Annotated in this window: 18 protein-coding genes and 1 pseudogene; 11 read left to right on the plus strand and 8 right to left on the minus strand. The window is 50.2% G+C overall.

Translation table 11 applies throughout. The annotated features are described in order from the left end of the window. Positions 1-22: 22 nt before the first annotated feature. A complete protein-coding gene (degQ, locus tag WC5_RS12530; protein WP_000745038.1) occupies positions 23-1,390 on the minus strand; it encodes a serine endoprotease DegQ in 1,368 nt (455 codons plus the stop codon). Between the two features lie 155 nt (positions 1,391-1,545). Continuing rightward, positions 1,546-1,944, minus strand: a complete 399-nt coding sequence (gene zapG / locus WC5_RS12525; RefSeq protein ID WP_010345273.1) for a Z-ring associated protein ZapG — start codon at positions 1,942-1,944, stop codon at positions 1,546-1,548. Between the two features lie 193 nt (positions 1,945-2,137). Here zapG and zapE point away from each other — a divergent pair, with 193 nt between their 5' ends. From zapE to nanQ, 11 genes are all read left to right on the plus strand, one after another. Then, on the plus strand, positions 2,138-3,265 hold the full coding sequence (gene zapE, locus WC5_RS12520) for a cell division protein ZapE (RefSeq protein ID WP_001192364.1): 1,128 nt from the start codon (positions 2,138-2,140) through the stop codon (positions 3,263-3,265). A 218-nt stretch (positions 3,266-3,483) separates the two neighbouring features. Further along, complete coding sequence (rplM, locus tag WC5_RS12515) at positions 3,484-3,912, plus strand: 50S ribosomal protein L13 (protein WP_001517180.1); 429 nt, start codon at positions 3,484-3,486, stop codon at positions 3,910-3,912. Positions 3,913-3,927: 15 nt separating this feature from the next. Further along, complete coding sequence (gene rpsI / locus WC5_RS12510) at positions 3,928-4,320, plus strand: 30S ribosomal protein S9 (protein ID WP_000829818.1); 393 nt, start codon at positions 3,928-3,930, stop codon at positions 4,318-4,320. Positions 4,321-4,711: 391 nt separating this feature from the next. Next, positions 4,712-5,350 (plus strand): stringent starvation protein SspA, encoded by a 639-nt coding sequence (gene sspA, locus WC5_RS12505; RefSeq protein ID WP_000257293.1) that lies wholly within the window; start codon positions 4,712-4,714, stop codon positions 5,348-5,350. A 5-nt stretch (positions 5,351-5,355) separates the two neighbouring features. Beyond that, positions 5,356-5,853, plus strand: coding sequence for a ClpXP protease specificity-enhancing factor (gene sspB / locus WC5_RS12500; protein WP_000366124.1), 498 nt, complete (start codon positions 5,356-5,358; stop codon positions 5,851-5,853). Positions 5,854-5,970: 117 nt separating this feature from the next. Beyond that, on the plus strand, positions 5,971-6,753 hold the full coding sequence (gene nanR / locus WC5_RS12495) for a transcriptional regulator NanR (protein WP_000990910.1): 783 nt from the start codon (positions 5,971-5,973) through the stop codon (positions 6,751-6,753). A gap of 123 nt (positions 6,754-6,876) precedes the next feature. Further along, positions 6,877-7,770, plus strand: a complete 894-nt coding sequence (gene nanA, locus WC5_RS12490; RefSeq protein WP_000224706.1) for an N-acetylneuraminate lyase — start codon at positions 6,877-6,879, stop codon at positions 7,768-7,770. Between the two features lie 107 nt (positions 7,771-7,877). Further along, positions 7,878-9,368, plus strand: a complete 1,491-nt coding sequence (nanT, locus tag WC5_RS12485) for a sialic acid transporter NanT (RefSeq protein ID WP_000108484.1) — start codon at positions 7,878-7,880, stop codon at positions 9,366-9,368. A gap of 47 nt (positions 9,369-9,415) precedes the next feature. Then, positions 9,416-10,105, plus strand: a complete 690-nt coding sequence (locus WC5_RS12480; protein WP_000054240.1) for an N-acetylmannosamine-6-phosphate 2-epimerase — start codon at positions 9,416-9,418, stop codon at positions 10,103-10,105. Then, the gene (gene nanK / locus WC5_RS12475; protein ID WP_000208997.1) at positions 10,102-10,977 is read left to right on the plus strand and encodes an N-acetylmannosamine kinase; all 876 of its coding nucleotides are present in this window, start codon (positions 10,102-10,104) and stop codon (positions 10,975-10,977) included. The genes WC5_RS12480 and nanK overlap by 4 nt, the downstream gene beginning before the upstream one ends. Next, the gene (gene nanQ / locus WC5_RS12470) at positions 10,974-11,438 is read left to right on the plus strand and encodes an N-acetylneuraminate anomerase (protein ID WP_000979864.1); all 465 of its coding nucleotides are present in this window, start codon (positions 10,974-10,976) and stop codon (positions 11,436-11,438) included. Before nanK ends, nanQ begins: the two co-directional genes overlap by 4 nt. Positions 11,439-11,581: 143 nt before the next feature. On the opposite strand, the pseudogene WC5_RS12465 reads toward nanQ, so the two are convergent. From WC5_RS12465 to WC5_RS12440, 6 genes and pseudogenes are all read right to left on the minus strand, one after another. Next, positions 11,582-11,887 (minus strand): annotated as a pseudogene (locus WC5_RS12465) (DUF1016 N-terminal domain-containing protein); the annotation flags it as partial. 182 nt (positions 11,888-12,069) lie between these two features. Next, positions 12,070-12,786 carry a DUF1120 domain-containing protein gene (locus WC5_RS12460; RefSeq protein WP_001066374.1) on the minus strand — a complete coding sequence of 239 codons (717 nt, stop codon included), beginning with the start codon at positions 12,784-12,786 and terminating at the stop codon, positions 12,070-12,072. After that, positions 12,783-13,328, minus strand: a complete 546-nt coding sequence (locus WC5_RS12455) for a YhcE family protein (RefSeq protein ID WP_000821201.1) — start codon at positions 13,326-13,328, stop codon at positions 12,783-12,785. Before WC5_RS12455 ends, WC5_RS12460 begins: the two co-directional genes overlap by 4 nt. Continuing rightward, positions 13,325-15,712 carry a fimbrial biogenesis usher protein gene (locus tag WC5_RS12450; RefSeq protein WP_000914830.1) on the minus strand — a complete coding sequence of 796 codons (2,388 nt, stop codon included), beginning with the start codon at positions 15,710-15,712 and terminating at the stop codon, positions 13,325-13,327. Before WC5_RS12450 ends, WC5_RS12455 begins: the two co-directional genes overlap by 4 nt. A 20-nt stretch (positions 15,713-15,732) precedes the next feature. Further along, positions 15,733-16,404 carry a fimbria/pilus chaperone family protein gene (locus WC5_RS12445; RefSeq protein ID WP_000477084.1) on the minus strand — a complete coding sequence of 224 codons (672 nt, stop codon included), beginning with the start codon at positions 16,402-16,404 and terminating at the stop codon, positions 15,733-15,735. 144 nt (positions 16,405-16,548) lie between these two features. After that, positions 16,549-17,316, minus strand: coding sequence for a DUF1120 domain-containing protein (locus tag WC5_RS12440; RefSeq protein WP_000897703.1), 768 nt, complete (start codon positions 17,314-17,316; stop codon positions 16,549-16,551). Positions 17,317-17,689: the final 373 nt, after the last annotated feature.

A 17,689-nucleotide genomic window follows, 5' to 3' on the forward strand; every position in this document is an offset into this window, starting at 1 on the left:
GCCTGATGCCCGGTTTACGACATTAACGCATTAGCAGGTAAATGCTCTCATTGCCACGTACGATCTGCAGGGCGATGATGGACGGTTTTGTCGCCAGCACTTTGCGCATTTCAGCGATCGAATTCACCCGATCGCGGTTGACGCCAATGATCACATCGTCTTTTTGCAAGCCAGCCTGAGCGGCGGGGCTTCCTTTGACAACCTCATCGATCTTAATACCTTTGCCGCCATCTTTTAGCTGACCATCGCTCAACGTTGCGCCTTCCAGCGCAGGTGTGATCATCTCGGCACTGGCTGACGATGAGGTGCTGGTATCGAGTGTCACTTCTACTTCCAGTGGTTTGCCGTTACGCAGCAGGCCAAGTTTCACTTTCGTGCCCGGCTCGGTGGTCGCGATACGAGAACGCAACTCAGCAAAGCTATTGAGTGGTTTACCGTTGAGACTGGTAATAATATCGCCCGCTTTCACGCCTGCTTTCGCCGAGCCAGAACCTGGCAGCACTTCGCTGACAAACGCGCCGCGCTGAACGTCCAAATTAAATGCTTTGGCGATATCGGCACTCATTTCGGTGCCTTTAATGCCTAACAGGCCGCGTTTGATTTCACCAAAATCAATAAGTTGCTGCGCCAGAGTTCGCGCCATATTACTCGGAATGGCAAAACCAATCCCTACGCTACCGCCGCCCGGGGCAAGGATTGCGGTGTTGATGCCAATTAATTCACCGTTAAGGTTTAACAGCGCACCGCCAGAGTTACCACGGTTAATAGAGGCATCGGTCTGAATAAAGTTTTCCAGACCTTCGAGATTTAACCCACTGCGGCCTAATGCGGAAACAATCCCGGAGGTGGCGGTTTGCCCAAGACCAAACGGGTTGCCGACAGCGACGGCAAAATCACCGACGCGCAGTTTATCGGAGTCGGCAATGGCAATTTGCGTTAATTTGCCTGGATTCTGAATTTGCAACAGGGCGATATCGCTCTGGTCATCACCGCCAATCAGCTTTGCATCAAACTCACGCCCGTCATTGAGTTGAATACTGATTTTCTGTGCCTGATTAATGACGTGATTGTTGGTCAGCACATAACCTTTATTGGCATTGATTATGACGCCGGAACCTAAACCTTCGAAAGGTTGCGCAGGCTGATCCGGTAAATCATCACCAAAAAACTTTTTGAATTCTTCCGGAATTTTCTGCTCCTGGCTGGCTGTTCCTTCGACTCGAACACTGACCACTGCGGGAAGCACTTTTTCCAGCATCGGCGCCAGACTGGGCAGAGGCGCTTGACCGGCAACCTGGCCGGGAATCGATGCGATGGCCTGAAACGGCGCCGAGAGAGTTAACCCGACACTTAACGCTAATGCACTCAACAGCTGGGTTTGCTTTTTCATTATTCCTGCTCTCGTACCTGAATGATAAGAAAAAGAGATTCAAAACAGTTTGATGTTATTGAATTTTCAGATGGCAAACAATGAGACACCAGATTAAATGATAGTCGGGGGAAGAAGAGAAGAGGAGGGCGCAATGGCTGCGCCCGAAAAATAAATTAGTCGCGCTTCGCGCCAGTACGTAACAGGCCGGATGCGCCTTCAGAATAGTCACGCGGCATCTGCACCGGAGCCTGATCGTTGCTGGCTTCAGATTCTGCCAGACGATTGCGGAACGGGTTGGCTTCAGCAGACAGTTCCGGCAGCAGGCTGCTAGAGCTTTTCGCCATGTGTTGATACAGCTGGCGATAGTCGTGCGCCATGGTATCCAGTAATTCCGCGCTGCGGGCAAAGTGGTTAACCAGCTCTTCGCGATACTCGTCCAGTTCAGCTTTATTTTTTTCAAGTTCGTACTGCAACGCCTGTTGCTGGCGCAGTTTACGATTACCAAAACGCATGGCCACAGCACCAATAATGATGCCGACGACTAACCCAATTAGCGCATATTCCCAGGTCATGAACATCTCCCGTTGTCTTTTGTTTCCGTAGGGTGTTGGCTTCAGGCTCCATGCCTGCGGCTGATTATGCCACTATAACCGTTAATTCCACAGAAGTGGAATCCCGACTGCATATCGCGTAGTGTAGAACGGCCTTTTTTTCGTCAACCGTGAACAACGGCACACCGATTATTCAAGGAATAACAAGAACATCATGCAAAGCGTTACCCCGACATCGCAATACCTGAAGGCGCTCAATGAAGGTAGCCATCAATCCGACGACGTACAAAAAGAGGCCGTCAGTCGGCTGGAGATTATCTATCAGGAATTAATCAACAGCACGCCGCCAGTCCCCAGGGCTAGCGGGCTAATGGCACGGGTCGGGAAACTGTGGGGGAAGCGCGAAGATGCAAGCAACGCGCCGGTGCGTGGCTTATATATGTGGGGCGGTGTAGGGCGCGGGAAAACCTGGCTGATGGATCTTTTCTATCAAAGTTTGCCGGGAGAGCGAAAACAGCGGCTGCATTTTCACCGTTTTATGCTGCGGGTGCATGAAGAATTAACCGCATTGCAAGGGCAGAGCGATCCGCTGGAAATTATTGCCGATCGTTTCAAAGCCGAAACTGACGTGCTCTGTTTTGATGAATTTTTTGTTTCTGATATTACCGATGCCATGCTGCTGGGTGGCCTGATGAAAGCATTGTTTGCTCGCGGCATAACGCTGGTAGCAACGTCAAATATTCCGCCGGATGAGCTTTATCGAAATGGCCTGCAACGTGCGCGTTTTCTGCCTGCAATCGATGCCATTAAACAGCATTGTGATGTAATGAACGTGGACGCCGGTGTTGATTATCGACTGCGTACCCTTACTCAGGCGCATCTGTGGCTGTCGCCGCTTAATGATGAAACGCGTGAGCAGATGGATAAGCTGTGGCTGGCGCTGGCAGGTGCAAAACGAGAACAAGCCCCTACGCTGGAAATCAATCATCGACCGCTGGCGACAATGGGCGTAGAAAACCAGACGCTGGCGGTGTCATTTACCACGCTGTGCGTCGATGCCCGCAGCCAGCATGACTATATTGCGCTCTCACGTCTGTTTCACACGGTGATGTTGTTTGATGTGCCTGTCATGACGCGGTTGATGGAGAGTGAAGCGCGGCGTTTCATTGCGCTGGTGGATGAATTTTACGAGCGCCATGTCAAGCTAGTGGTGAGCGCGGAAGTACCTTTGTATGAAATTTATCAGGGCGAGCGGCTGAAGTTTGAGTTCCAGCGTTGCCTGTCACGTCTGCAAGAGATGCAAAGCGAAGAGTATTTGAAGCGCGAGCATTTGGCGGGTTAAAACCTGTCACAAATCACAAAAAGGGGTCGATCTTTGACCCCGACTTCTCTATAATCTTGCGACCCCACGTTACAAGAAAGTTTTTTTCCCAAAACTTTTTGTGTGCTGGCATAGGCTATTCGAAGGGGTAGGTTTGCCGGACTTTGTCGTGTGAACCTCAACAATTGAAGACGTTTGGGTGTTCACCAACGTGTAACTATTTATTGGGTAAGCTTTTAATGAAAACTTTTACAGCTAAACCAGAAACCGTAAAACGCGACTGGTATGTTGTTGACGCGACCGGTAAAACTCTGGGCCGTCTGGCTTCCGAACTGGCTCTGCGCCTGCGCGGTAAGCATAAAGCGGAATACACTCCGCACGTAGATACTGGTGATTACATCATCGTTCTGAACGCTGACAAAGTTGCTGTAACCGGCAACAAGCGTACTGACAAAGTGTACTATCATCACACCGGTCACATCGGTGGTATCAAACAAGCGACCTTTGAAGAGATGATTGCTCGCCGTCCTGAGCGTGTGATTGAAATCGCGGTTAAAGGCATGTTGCCAAAAGGCCCGCTGGGTCGTGCTATGTTCCGTAAACTGAAAGTTTACGCGGGTAACGAGCACAACCACGCGGCACAGCAACCGCAAGTTCTTGACATCTAATCGGGATTATAGGCAATGGCTGAAAATCAATACTACGGCACTGGTCGCCGCAAAAGTTCCGCAGCTCGCGTTTTCATCAAACCGGGCAACGGTAAAATCGTTATCAACCAACGTTCTCTGGAACAGTACTTCGGTCGTGAAACTGCCCGCATGGTAGTTCGTCAGCCGCTGGAACTGGTCGACATGGTTGAGAAACTGGATCTGTACATCACCGTTAAAGGTGGTGGTATCTCTGGTCAGGCTGGTGCGATCCGTCACGGTATCACCCGCGCTCTGATGGAGTACGACGAGTCCCTGCGTTCTGAACTGCGTAAAGCTGGCTTCGTTACTCGTGACGCTCGTCAGGTTGAACGTAAGAAAGTCGGTCTGCGTAAAGCACGTCGTCGTCCGCAGTTCTCCAAACGTTAATTGCTTTCTGCTCTGGCAGAATACAATTTGCGAAAAAACCCGCTTCGGCGGGTTTTTTTATGGATAAAATCTGACAGCGTAAGAATGGAAAGATGCTTTTTGCTACCGTCTGACAGGCAGGTAAAGCAAAAACAACATCGCCGATAAGGGATTAAGTCAACCATTTCAGACTAAAGCGCATCTCTTTTTCCCCATTTCCGGTATCGACTTACCACAAAGGTCGCAAAATCTGGTAAACTATCATCCAATTTTCTGCCCAAATGTCGGGTATTGCTCATTTTTTGTTTGATTTTCGAACAAAGAGAGTCGTTCCTAACTGGGTAACATAACTTCTGACTGGCCACCTGGTGGCTGGTAGCAGTAAAAATTCTGACTATACCTGGAGGTTTTCATGGCTGTCGCTGCCAACAAACGTTCGGTAATGACGCTGTTTTCCGGTCCTACTGACATCTATAGCCATCAGGTCCGCATTGTGCTGGCTGAGAAAGGTGTAAGTTTCGAGATCGAACACGTGGAAAAGGACAATCCGCCTCAGGATCTGATTGACCTCAACCCGAATCAGAGCGTTCCGACCCTGGTGGATCGTGAGCTGACCCTGTGGGAATCTCGCATCATTATGGAATATCTGGATGAGCGTTTCCCGCATCCGCCACTGATGCCTGTTTACCCAGTAGCTCGCGGTGAAAGCCGTCTGTACATGCACCGTATCGAAAAAGACTGGTACACGCTGATGAACACCATCATCAACGGTTCAGCTTCTGAAGCAGATGCCGCACGTAAGCAACTGCGCGAAGAACTGCTGGCGATTGCGCCGGTCTTCGGTCAGAAGCCGTACTTCCTGAGCGATGAGTTCAGCCTGGTTGATTGCTACCTTGCTCCACTGCTGTGGCGTCTGCCGCAACTGGGCATCGAGTTTAGCGGCCCGGGTGCGAAAGAGCTGAAAGGCTATATGACCCGCGTCTTTGAGCGTGACTCTTTCCTTGCTTCCTTAACAGAAGCAGAACGTGAAATGCGTCTGGGCCGGAGTTAATCTGTATGGATTTGTCACAGCTAACACCACGTCGTCCCTATCTGCTGCGTGCATTCTATGAGTGGTTGCTGGATAACCAGCTTACGCCGCACCTGGTGGTGGATGTGACGCTCCCTGGCGTGCAGGTTCCTATGGAATATGCGCGTGACGGGCAAATCGTACTCAACATTGCGCCGCGTGCGGTTGGCAATCTGGAACTGGCGAATGATGAAGTGCGTTTTAACGCGCGCTTTGGTGGCATTCCGCGTCAGGTTTCAGTGCCGCTGGCTGCCGTGCTGGCTATCTACGCCCGCGAAAATGGCGCAGGAACGATGTTCGAGCCTGAAGCTGCCTACGACGAAGATGCCAGTATCATGAATGATGATGAAGCGTCGGCAGATAATGAAACCGTTATGTCGGTCATTGACGGCGATAAGCCCGATCACGGTGATGACCATCATCCTGACGATGAACCGCCACAGCCTCCACGCGGTGGACGCCCGGCATTGCGGGTTGTGAAATAAATGATAAACAGGCCCATGTGGCCTGTTTTGCTATCTACCTTCTTTTCGCCTGATTTTAATACTGTGTTACGATAACTTCGCTATTATCCGTCAACGTATTTTCCCAGAAAGAGCTCTATGAACGCATTTGATCCGCAAGCAGAAGATTCTCCGGCTACTATCGGTCGTAACTTGCGTCGTCGTCCACTGGCGCGCAAAAAACTCTCCGAAATGGTGGAGGAAGAGCTGGAGCAGATGATCCGCCGTCGTGAATTTGGCGAAGGTGAGCAACTGCCGTCTGAACGCGAACTTATGGCGTTCTTTAACGTTGGGCGTCCTTCGGTACGTGAGGCGTTGGCGGCGTTAAAGCGCAAAGGTCTGGTACAAATTAATAATGGTGAACGCGCTCGTGTCTCGCGTCCTTCTGCGGACACCATCATCGGCGAGCTTTCCGGCATGGCAAAAGATTTTCTTTCCCATCCTGGCGGGATAGCCCATTTCGAACAGTTACGCCTGTTCTTTGAGTCCAGCCTGGTGCGCTATGCGGCTGAACATGCCACCGATGAGCAAATTGATTTGCTGGCAAAAGCTCTGGAAATCAACAGTCAGTCGCTGGATAACAACGCCGCGTTTATTCGTTCAGACGTTGATTTCCACCGTGTGCTGGCAGAGATCCCGGGGAACCCGATCTTTATGGCGATCCACGTTGCTCTGCTCGACTGGCTGATCGCCGCCCGTCCGACAGTCGCCGATCAGGCGCTGCACGAGCATAATAACGTTAGTTATCAGCAGCATATTGCGATCGTTGATGCGATCCGTCGTCACGATCCCGATGAAGCCGATCGCGCATTGCAATCGCATCTCAACAGCGTTTCTGCCACCTGGCACGCCTTCGGTCAGACCACCAACAAAAAGAAATAATGCCACTTTAGTGAAGCAGATCGCATTATAAGCGTTCTGTATGATGTGTTGCTTATTTGATCTGGTATAACAGGTATAAAGGTATATCGTTTCTAACAGGCAAGCATCACTTCAGAGGTATTTATGGCAACAAATTTACGTGGCGTAATGGCCGCACTCCTGACTCCTTTTGACCAACAACAAGCACTGGATAAAGCGAGTCTGCGCCGCCTGGTTCAGTTCAATATTCAGCAGGGCATCGACGGCTTATACGTAGGTGGTTCAACCGGCGAAGCCTTTGTACAGAGCCTTTCCGAGCGTGAACAGGTACTGGAAATCGTCGCCGAAGAGGCGAAAGGTAAGATTAAATTAATCGCTCACGTAGGTTGCGTCAGCACTGCTGAAAGCCAACAACTTGCGGCATCCGCTAAACGTTATGGCTTCGATGCCGTCTCTGCCGTTACGCCGTTCTACTATCCTTTCAGCTTTGAAGAACACTGCGATCACTACCGGGCAATCATTGATTCAGCGGATGGTTTACCGATGGTGGTGTACAACATTCCGGCGTTAAGCGGCGTTAAACTGAGCCTGGATCAGATCAACACTCTGGTTACGTTGCCAGGTGTCGGCGCGCTGAAACAGACCTCTGGTGATCTCTATCAGATGGAGCAGATCCGTCGTGAACATCCGGATCTGGTGCTCTACAACGGTTACGACGAAATCTTTGCTTCCGGCCTGCTGGCGGGCGCTGATGGTGGTATCGGTAGTACCTACAACATCATGGGCTGGCGTTATCAGGGCATCGTTAAGGCGTTAAAAGAAGGTGATATCCAGACCGCGCAGAAACTGCAAACCGAGTGCAACAAAGTCATTGATTTGCTGATTAAAACTGGCGTATTCCGTGGCCTGAAAACAGTTCTGCACTATATGGATGTGGTGTCCGTTCCGCTGTGCCGCAAACCGTTTGGTCCGGTAGATGAAAAATATCTGCCAGAACTGAAGGCGCTGGCTCAGCAGTTGATGCAAGAGCGCGGGTGAGTTTTTCCCCTCACTCGCCCCTACCGGGTGAGGGGAAATAAACGCATCTGTACCCTACAACTTTCATACCAAAGCGTGTGGGCAACGCCCATCGCGGGAGACTCACAATGAGTACTACAACCCAGAATATCCCGTGGTATCGCCATCTCAACCGCGCACAATGGCGAGCATTTTCCGCTGCCTGGTTGGGATATCTACTTGATGGTTTTGATTTCGTTTTAATTGCCCTTGTACTCACCGAAGTACAAGGTGAATTTGGGCTGACGACGGTGCAGGCGGCAAGTCTGATCTCCGCAGCCTTTATCTCACGCTGGTTCGGCGGCTTGATGCTTGGGGCTATGGGGGATCGTTACGGGCGTCGTCTGGCAATGGTCACCAGTATCGTTCTCTTCTCGGTCGGGACGCTGGCTTGTGGCTTCGCGCCAGGCTACATCACCATGTTTATCGCTCGTCTGGTGATCGGCATGGGGATGGCAGGAGAATACGGTTCCAGCGCCACCTATGTCATTGAAAGCTGGCCAAAACACCTGCGTAACAAAGCCAGTGGTTTTCTGATTTCCGGCTTCTCTGTAGGTGCCGTCGTTGCAGCTCAGGTCTACAGCCTGGTGGTTCCGATCTGGGGCTGGCGTGCGCTGTTCTTTATCGGCATCTTACCGATCATCTTTGCTCTCTGGCTGCGGAAAAACATCCCGGAAGCAGAAGACTGGAAAGAGAAACACGGAGGTAAAGCACCGGTACGTACAATGGTGGATATTCTTTACCGTGGTGAACATCGCATCGCCAATATCGTGATGACGCTGGCGGCAGCTACTGCGCTGTGGTTCTGCTTCGCCGGCAACCTGCAAAATGCCGCAATCGTCGCTGTTCTTGGGCTGTTATGCGCCGCAATCTTTATCAGCTTTATGGTGCAAAGTACGGGTAAACGCTGGCCAACGGGCGTAATGCTGATGGTGGTTGTGTTGTTTGCCTTCCTCTACTCATGGCCGATTCAGGCGCTGTTGCCGACGTATCTGAAAACTGAGCTGGCTTATAACCCGCATACGGTCGCCAATGTGCTGTTCTTTAGTGGTTTTGGTGCGGCGGTGGGTTGCTGCGTCGGTGGCTTCCTCGGTGACTGGCTGGGAACCCGCAAAGCCTACGTATATAGCCTGTTAGCTTCACAATTGCTGATTATTCCGGTATTTGCGATTGGCGGCGCAAACGTCTGGGTACTCGGTCTGTTACTGTTCTTCCAGCAAATGCTTGGTCAGGGCATCTCCGGGATCTTACCGAAACTGATCGGCGGTTATTTCGATACCGACCAGCGTGCGGCGGGGCTGGGCTTTACCTACAACGTCGGCGCACTTGGCGGCGCACTGGCTCCAATCCTCGGCGCGTTGATCGCTCAACGTCTGGATCTGGGCACTGCGCTGGGATCGCTCTCGTTCAGTCTGACGTTCGTGGTGATCTTGCTGATTGGTCTGGATATGCCATCCCGCGTTCAGCGTTGGCTGCGCCCGGAAGCGTTACGTACTCATGACGCTATCGACGGCAAACCATTTAGCGGTGCCGTGCCGTTTGGCAGCGCCAAAAACGATTTAGTCAAAACCAAAAGTTAATCCTGTAGCCCGGTCTCTGCACCGGGCCTTTCGCTAAGGGAAGAAGTATGTCGTTACTTGCACAACTGGATCAAAAAATCGCTACCAATGGTGGCTTGATTGTCTCCTGCCAGCCGGTTCCGGACAGCCCGCTCGATAAACCCGAAATCGTTGCTGCCATGGCATTAGCGGCAGAGCAGGCGGGTGCGGTCGCTATTCGCATAGAGGGTGTGGCAAACCTGAAAGCCACGCGTGCGGTGGTGAGCGTGCCGATTATCGGGATTGTGAAACGCGATCTGGAGGATTCTCCGGTACGTATCACGGCCTATATTGAAGATGTTGATGCACTGGCGCAGGCGGGCGCGGATATTATCGCGATTGATGGCACCGATCGCCCACGTCCGGTGCCTGTTGAAACGCTGCTTGCGCGTATTCACCACCACGGTTTACTGGCGATGACCGACTGCTCAACGCCGGAAGACGGTCTGGCTTGCCAAAAGCTGGGAGCCGAAATTATTGGTACTACGCTTTCTGGCTATACCACACCTGAAACGCCAGAAGAGCCCGATCTGGCGCTGGTGAAAACGTTGAGTGACGCAGGATGTCGCGTGATTGCCGAAGGGCGATACAACACGCCAGCGCAGGCGGCAGATGCGATGCGCCACGGCGCATGGGCAGTGACGGTCGGTTCTGCCATTACGCGACTTGAGCACATTTGCCAGTGGTACAACACAGCGATGAAAAAGGCGGTGCTATGACCACACTGGCGATTGATATCGGCGGTACTAAACTTGCCGCCGCGCTGATTGGCGCTGACGGGCAGATCCGCGATCGTCGTGAACTTCCTACGCCAGCCAGCCAGACACCAGAAGCCTTGCGTGATGCCTTATCCGCATTAGTCTCTCCGTTGCAAGCTCATGCGCAGCGGGTTGCCATCGCTTCGACCGGAATTATTCGCGACGGCAGTTTGCTGGCGCTTAATCCGCATAATCTTGGTGGATTGCTACACTTTCCGTTAGTCAAAACGCTGGAGCAACTTACCGATTTGCCGACCATTGCCATTAATGACGCGCAGGCCGCAGCATGGGCAGAGTATCAGGCGCTGGAAGGCGATATAACCGATATGGTGTTTATCACCGTTTCCACCGGTGTTGGCGGCGGCGTGGTCAGCGGCGGCAAACTGCTTACCGGCCCTGGCGGTCTGGCGGGGCACATCGGGCATACGCTTGCCGATCCGCACGGCCCAGTCTGCGGCTGTGGACGCACAGGTTGCGTGGAAGCGATTGCTTCTGGTCGCGGCATTGCAGCGGCAGCGCAGGGGGAGTTGGCTGGTGCGGATGCGAAAACTATTTTCACGCGCGCCGGGCAGGGCGACGAGCAGGCACAGCAACTGATTCATCGCTCCGCACATGCGCTGGCAAGACTGATTGCCGATGTTAAAGCCACAACTGATTGCCAGTGTGTGGTGCTCGGCGGCAGTGTCGGGCTGGCGGAAGGGTATCTGGCGCTGGTGGAAACGTATCTGGCTCAGGAGCCAGCGGCATTTCATGTTGAGTTACTGGCGGCGCACTACCGCCATGATGCAGGTTTACTTGGAGCTGCGTTGCTGGCTCAGGGAGAAAAATTATGATGATGGGTGAAGTACAGTCGTTACCATCTGCCGGTTTACATCCAGCACTACTGGACGCGTTAACGCTGGCATTAGCCGCCAGGCCGCAGGAAAAAGCGCCGGGTCGTTACGAATTGCAGGGCGACAATATCTTTATGAATGTCATGACTTTTAACACTCAATCGCCCGTTGAGAAAAAAGCCGAATTGCACGAGCAATATATTGATATCCAGTTATTGTTAAGCGGCGAGGAGCGGATTCTGTTTGGCATGGCAGGCACTGCGCGTGAGTGTGAAGAATTTCACCATGAGGATGATTACCAGCTTTGCAGCGCCATTGAGAACGAGCAAGCTATCATCCTGAAGCCGGGGATGTTCGCCGTGTTTATGCCGGGAGAACCGCATAAACCGGGATGTGTTGTTAGCGAGCCAGGAGAGATTAAAAAGGTGGTAGTGAAGGTTAAGGCCGAGTTAATGGCTTAAAACTTGGTTCGTTTTAAAGATTCTGCAGACACCGTCTGCAGAATTCGAAACCGCTGAAATTAACGGCGTCTATAACCTTCCTCTGGCGCCGCCTGTGTTCGAACGAGTTCATCCGCGAGTCGTTTTTTATCAGGTAACAAGCATAATTTGGCAGACATTGTCTGCACGAATTTCAATTCGTTGAAAAAATATAAAAATTTTTAAACTGCCATAAATTCCTGGTGGAAAAACCACGCTTATACCTAAGACTTAAATCCTTTGATAGCCGCTTGATTAGCTGTGCGCCATACGCAGCCTTGTTCAAATTCGACAATTCGTCGGCCAATTACCCAGTATGTGGCGGTCATTAAGACTACGTATCGTTTCCGTCGGGCACTATCGGCCAGGTGAATAATGCCGTCGTGGATTTGCTGATAGCCTGCTGTGGTTCTCTCTGAGAGAGATTCCATTATCTGTGCCTTTATACGGCGCTGTGTTGAATAATGGAGTCAGCTATATGCCTGGGATGAGCACTGAACAATTAAGAACGGCGTATTACATTCACTTTCCCTAAGATAGGTGAACAGTTTCCAGCAATATTATCAGAGCGTATAAAACGAATGCCAGATAGTACTCCTGCCCGGCATTGTTATTACAAGTAAACCACGCTTATCACTGCTTGACCATCCAGTTCGATTTTCTCTGAGCTGCCTAAATCATTCGCAATAGATGCGCTCACCTGTAGTGGTATAACGGCGTTAGTCACAGGAATGGGGGAAATTTCCCCTGCTTTTACAAAGGTGTAGTAATAACTTTGGTCGACAGCAAGCGGATAAGCGGTGAGCGTTTGCCATGCTCTTTTTTGCCCAGTTATGACCGCATCTGCACCTGCAACTGATGCCGCCAACGTCTGGCTACCATTGCTGGCGCTAATGTTTTGGCTATCAATTAACACAGCATAACTGCCGATATTCTTATTATCTTTTGTTTTTCCTAAGCCGAATAAGCGTGTTGCCTGGTTAATATAACCGCCGCCATTCACGGTATATTTTACACCGCTCTGACCTTCACCATCTTTTCCGGTGATCACGCTGTCCATCCGCGTATCCCGGGCAGTAATCGCGATTCCGGTTGCTGATTCACAAGTGATGGTCAGAGTAATATTACGTGTGCCAATCTGAGTGTAATGCTGCGTTGAAAGTGCATTGATTGAATGGCTGCCGAAGTTCACTACACCGCCGTTGCTTAACAGCGGTGTACAGGCTGCAGCTTCCAAAGACACCTTGACGCCAATGGTGGCTCTGTCAGCGGCTTGTACTGACAAAGTAATAAAGGCGCTGGCGACAATCAGCAATTTTGTGTTGTTCATTTTGCCTCCACCAGGACAGTAAGATTGCCCGTAATATCCGTCATGTCGGTGAGCTCTCCTTCATCCTTAAAAGAAGGCGCCATGGTCAGTGTGAGGCTGATACTTTTACCGCTATCAATTACTGCTTCCTGACCATTTTGCATAAATACCAGCCAATTATTAGGCGAAGGGCTTACAGATGCTGTTCCTGCACTGCCTGCATTGTCACTTTTGCTGTTAGCTAACGCCAAATCAAAGCTGTCACTACCGGAAATTGCATCGCTGGCGACCAGATTTAATGCACCGTCCGGGCCAAAACCAAATCTGTTATTTGTAATATGCGTGGTACTTAACTGAACGCGGACATGACCAGTCTGGTCGCATTGAATAACCAGCGTGGTTGTTTTGTCCGCTAACTGCGTTGTCTTACCTCGGTCGGCCTGGCGCATAGCGGCACTGCGTTTGCCATAGTCGACATTTTGTGTGCTGCTGGTGAGATTACACTCTGCCAGAACGGGCATGGCGCACGTCAATAGCAGGCATACTGCGATTATCCGTTTCATTGGCAGACTCCTGTTGCTGTTTCGTAGAAGATATCGTCAGGTGCTTCTGCGGGTAAGGAGAGCGAGATCCGACAGGAGCGATTGCCATCTACTGCGATGATTGTCATCTCTGGCTTCACGTTGTTGAGGAACACCGTACCCTCGTCAACGGACGTAGTCAGGTAGTTGCCGTCACTGTCCTGGATCGCCATTCCTCGCGGCAGTTTTTTACCATCGGGATAAGCAATAGTGAGCAGTGCCCGCCGTTGTGTGAGGGTGTTAAAGCCCACTTTACCCACAGCCCCACGGCTCTGTTTCAGCATTTTTGTGCCATTACCGACGTCGACATTTTTTGGCAAACTGGTGGTATCAATTTCTATTGTTGCTTTACGCCACGGCTGAAGTGAGGGGATCACCGCCTTGCCGCCGATATCCGTCCAGACTGAGCCTGTTGGGGTTGATATTTTGACCCCTGATACGGCGTTATCGAGTCTGGCAATGGCGTAAGTATCATCAATTGCCCACGGAGAGAGCGTGACACCCTGGCTGTGCAGAGCAATACCGCCAGAAAGCATACCGTTATAGGAACGATTATCTGTGTTGTTCGCACTTGCAGCCAGGCTGAGCTGGGTATAGTGAAGATTGGTATTCAGGCTGCCATTAATCGTGTTCTGCTGTTCGTCCTGGTTACGCTCGGCACTGACATAGTAAGATGTTTCATCTGAGATAACACCAGAGACTCCCCCGCCGTAGTATGTGCGATGGTCATCGTGGCGTGTATACAATGTTGCGCTGCTGGAACGACCAAACGGAATACTGATATTCACGTAGAAAAGGTCGCCATCGTCTTCATTATCTTCAGAGGCATCCAATTGATGCTGCCAGTTAACGGAAACCGTGGCGTGTTTAAAGCTTTTGTTCCAGTTGACGCTGAGGTTAGTCGAATCACTTCTGCCATCGTAACTTTGCGTTTTATAGCCACTGACGTTAACACCGCCAAGTGTCGGATCTGACCAGCTAATTCCCAGCGAAAGGGTGCTTTTTGTCCAGTCGCTTTCACCATCGTTATCGGTGGATTCGGACAGGGTACGATAGTCACGATCCTGGTAGCTGATACTACTGTTTACTCCTAATGCGTAGGGTAAGTTGTAGTTTACATCCAGTTGATATTTTTGCCCGTGCAGCGAATGGTTGTTATCCCAAGCCGAGCTTATTTGGCTTCCCAGCGACAGGTCAGGCAAGGGGATGATATCTGTACGCGCGGCAATAGCCTGGTAGCTATCTGCCACAATTGCTCCTCCGCCGAAATTACTCCAGGTTGTGAGATTCCAGCTATCAGATGCGCTTAATACCCAAGGAGAGTCGTCATAACTACTGTCAACGCGACCCAGTGAAATGCGATAGCCCTGACCGTTAACCATTTGGTTATTAAACAACGTCGCAGGAACGGAGAAGGTGTGTTCCCCTCCGGTAGTTTCAATCACGTTGACCTGAAGGTCGCTGTTCATCGTGCGAACGGGAACATCCGAAATGGTAAACGCACCCGCCGGAACCAGAGTCGAGAGTAGCAGAACGCCCTGTTGGCGTATTTCCACTCGCGCCTGAAATGTATTCGCGATTCCGGTTACTTGTACGCCGCTGCCGGTATGCTGTAAGGCGCTATCTGGCGATAATTCAATACCATAAATTCTTGCACCTTCAAGCAACGTGTTATTCACGTTAACTTCACCCGCACGCATTAACATCTTGCTCCCCACGAATGTGTGCTCAAGGTAGGTCGTGGAGTTCTGGTTGCTGAAGTTACCGTCAGATTGCGTAATAAATTGATGGCTTCTTAACATCCAGTCATTGATGTTGATACCGCCTTCCAGCACCGCCTGGGAAAAATCAGAGCTGTCATTGCCAAACTCAGAACGGCTGGAGAGAAGCGAATAATTTAACAATGCGCCATGTCCACCGGTGGTAGCCGATGTCACATCCTGGCCTAGAGGAATACGCGCCTGTGGAGGCACTGTTATCTGCAACTTATCCTGGTTGGTCAACGGGGTAATTTTCGTACTGGGGTAACTTTGGGGATAGTCATAGCAGCCATTCTCATCGCTACTGGCGGGGATTTTTAACCCGGCAAATTCCAGCACATTTTTATCAAGACAGGCATCGCCGTTGTTATCAATGCGTACGATGATGTTGCCAATTTCGTCCCCATTAACGTTGAGCATGAGCGAATACTCACCCGGCATAAAGCGTGCAGAACGAGAAAAATAGTGCGAAACAGCCGGATCAATCCCCAGCGATTTAAGTGTATTCCGGTCGAAGTCTACGGCAGCGAGTTCGAGATCGCTGGCGTTGGCAGGCAGCGTTGTGAGTAGGCCGATAGAATATGCCAGTAACGATTTCTTCAACATCCCTGGATACCTGAAGTAAGTTATTTCAAGTCTGTCAGATATTTATTACCGCGATAGCCGTATCGGCTGGCAGGGTAAAATTCCACTTGTTTGTCAGTGGCGTCTGGCAGAGTGGCTGTGGTTGAGGTGTGTGGCAACAGGTATGTTTTGCTTAAATTACCTGGTTTTCCTGAGGGCAATGTTTTGAATTGCAGGGTCATACGCACGACGTAATCACTGGGGTTGCTGATTTCTATTTGATTACCGTTTTTACGCCATTCGAGATATTTCCAGGCTTCTGTTTCTACGGCGAGCGAGGCTGGGTGAATCAACACCGGTAAGTCCTGACGTATTGTTAAGGAAACTTGGTTTTTATCGACGTCTTTTGGTGGAATACCTTCAAAGGTAACGCGTTTGAGTTCTTCCGCTTTCAGGGGCGCGGATGTTTGCAACAAGAAACGGACTTGCTGAATTTGACCTGCTTCCACGCGAATAACCGGTTGGGTTGGAATTAAACGAATCGTTTTTTGGCTATCCGGGAGATCGACAATGGTGGTGTAGAGCAGTGCGGGATAAGAATCTGTATTGGTGACATTCATCGTCGCCTCGCCTTTCTTTTCATCAACCAGTAATACTGATGTTTCTGGCACCATGCCGGCAGCCAGCGTTTGAAAAGAGAGTAATACGAGAGCCGATAATAAAGATTTAAACATAGAAAACTCCTGTAAATACCGAAACCAGATCGGGTTATTCCTTTTATCTTTATTACTTTCTGACTAAGAAAGTGATAAATAACAGCAGACCGGCAAAATACCGATGCTGCTGTTTTTAATAACGCTAAAATGAATCGCTAACGATTAGAGGTACAGCACCTGCAGAGTCACGTTACCGTCCAGTTTAATCACTTCAGTCGTACCCAGAACGGTATTATCCTGTACAGCGGCGTCAATCAGCAGTGGGAACTGGGCCATAGTGATCGCAACAGGCGTTAACTCACCCGTTTTCGCCACAGAATAGGCACGGTTTTTTGCACCGTTAGTCGAAATGATGGAGCCAGTATCACTCTTAATCCAGGTTGGGACTGCAGGAGTAAAGTCACCGGTCTGAATAACATCGACGGTCAGATCGCCTGTATCATCGCTGGCAGTGACAGCGCCCGCCATGGTGTCAATACCAATAGTGAATGCACCAATTTTTTGCCCGTTAGGTGCGAGACCAAGACCAAAACCGTTACTGGTATTTGCCATATCCATTTGTTTACCAAAAGCTTTGGCAACATATGCGGTGCCGCTCAACGGTAAGCGGGAGTCCAGGCGGTTATCGAAGCTGGTGATAGCAAACAGCGTTGGTGCTGTACATTTGATGGTCAGTGTGGTGGTTTTACGGCCTAACTGAACGAGGGTGTTAGTGACACCGGTCGGATTCAGCGCCATGTTTGGGTGTTTGCCGTAGTCAATGATGCCGCCACCGGTGAATTCAGGGGTACATGCACCTGGGTTAAATTCTCCGACAACCGTTAAGGTGGCATCTGAGGTTACGGTGGTATCAGCTGCCATTACATTAAATGACGTAACAGCAAGAGCCGCACAAATAGCGGCAGTAGTGAGAGACTTTTTGAAAAGCATGTGAACACTTCCTTGGTGACGATTTTTAATGAGTGATTTAATTTGTTCTTCAATATTTAAAGAACAAAACCAGATAAGTGTACCCGGTTGTTTATGATTGTAAATAAATTGCGCATCTGGAAATAATTAATAAACAAATTATATTCTACAGATGAATGTTAATATGGTTATATTGTGACTTATGTATTTTTTTATGGTGAAAAATAATCTTCAATATTCATTTAATAAATATAACTAACGGGGAAAATAGGAAAATATAAAAATATATATAATGAATATACTGCATGATTATATTTATTTTTTTTATATGTTTAAGTCGCTATCCTGGTACTACTTCAGCAAAAAAGAGGGAGAGCAGCGAATAGCGCAGAAA

The organism is Escherichia sp. KTE114 (genome assembly GCF_000407765.1).
Classification (GTDB): Bacteria; Pseudomonadota; Gammaproteobacteria; order Enterobacterales; family Enterobacteriaceae; genus Escherichia; species Escherichia ruysiae.

Bases quoted from the DNA above. Each gene is read 5' to 3' on its own strand.
- degQ (WP_000745038.1), bottom strand. From the start codon at position 1,390: ATGAAAAAGCAAACCCAGCTGTTGAGTGCATTAGCGTTAAGTGTCGGG.
- zapG (WP_010345273.1), bottom strand. From the start codon at position 1,944: ATGACCTGGGAATATGCGCTAATTGGGTTAGTCGTCGGCATCATTATT.
- zapE (WP_001192364.1), top strand. From the start codon at position 2,138: ATGCAAAGCGTTACCCCGACATCGCAATACCTGAAGGCGCTCAATGAA.
- rplM (WP_001517180.1), top strand. From the start codon at position 3,484: ATGAAAACTTTTACAGCTAAACCAGAAACCGTAAAACGCGACTGGTAT.
- rpsI (WP_000829818.1), top strand. From the start codon at position 3,928: ATGGCTGAAAATCAATACTACGGCACTGGTCGCCGCAAAAGTTCCGCA.
- sspA (WP_000257293.1), top strand. From the start codon at position 4,712: ATGGCTGTCGCTGCCAACAAACGTTCGGTAATGACGCTGTTTTCCGGT.
- sspB (WP_000366124.1), top strand. From the start codon at position 5,356: ATGGATTTGTCACAGCTAACACCACGTCGTCCCTATCTGCTGCGTGCA.
- nanR (WP_000990910.1), top strand. From the start codon at position 5,971: ATGAACGCATTTGATCCGCAAGCAGAAGATTCTCCGGCTACTATCGGT.
- nanA (WP_000224706.1), top strand. From the start codon at position 6,877: ATGGCAACAAATTTACGTGGCGTAATGGCCGCACTCCTGACTCCTTTT.
- nanT (WP_000108484.1), top strand. From the start codon at position 7,878: ATGAGTACTACAACCCAGAATATCCCGTGGTATCGCCATCTCAACCGC.
- WC5_RS12480 (WP_000054240.1), top strand. From the start codon at position 9,416: ATGTCGTTACTTGCACAACTGGATCAAAAAATCGCTACCAATGGTGGC.
- nanK (WP_000208997.1), top strand. From the start codon at position 10,102: ATGACCACACTGGCGATTGATATCGGCGGTACTAAACTTGCCGCCGCG.
- nanQ (WP_000979864.1), top strand. From the start codon at position 10,974: ATGATGATGGGTGAAGTACAGTCGTTACCATCTGCCGGTTTACATCCA.
- WC5_RS12460 (WP_001066374.1), bottom strand. From the start codon at position 12,786: ATGAACAACACAAAATTGCTGATTGTCGCCAGCGCCTTTATTACTTTG.
- WC5_RS12455 (WP_000821201.1), bottom strand. From the start codon at position 13,328: ATGAAACGGATAATCGCAGTATGCCTGCTATTGACGTGCGCCATGCCC.
- WC5_RS12450 (WP_000914830.1), bottom strand. From the start codon at position 15,712: ATGTTGAAGAAATCGTTACTGGCATATTCTATCGGCCTACTCACAACG.
- WC5_RS12445 (WP_000477084.1), bottom strand. From the start codon at position 16,404: ATGTTTAAATCTTTATTATCGGCTCTCGTATTACTCTCTTTTCAAACG.
- WC5_RS12440 (WP_000897703.1), bottom strand. From the start codon at position 17,316: ATGCTTTTCAAAAAGTCTCTCACTACTGCCGCTATTTGTGCGGCTCTT.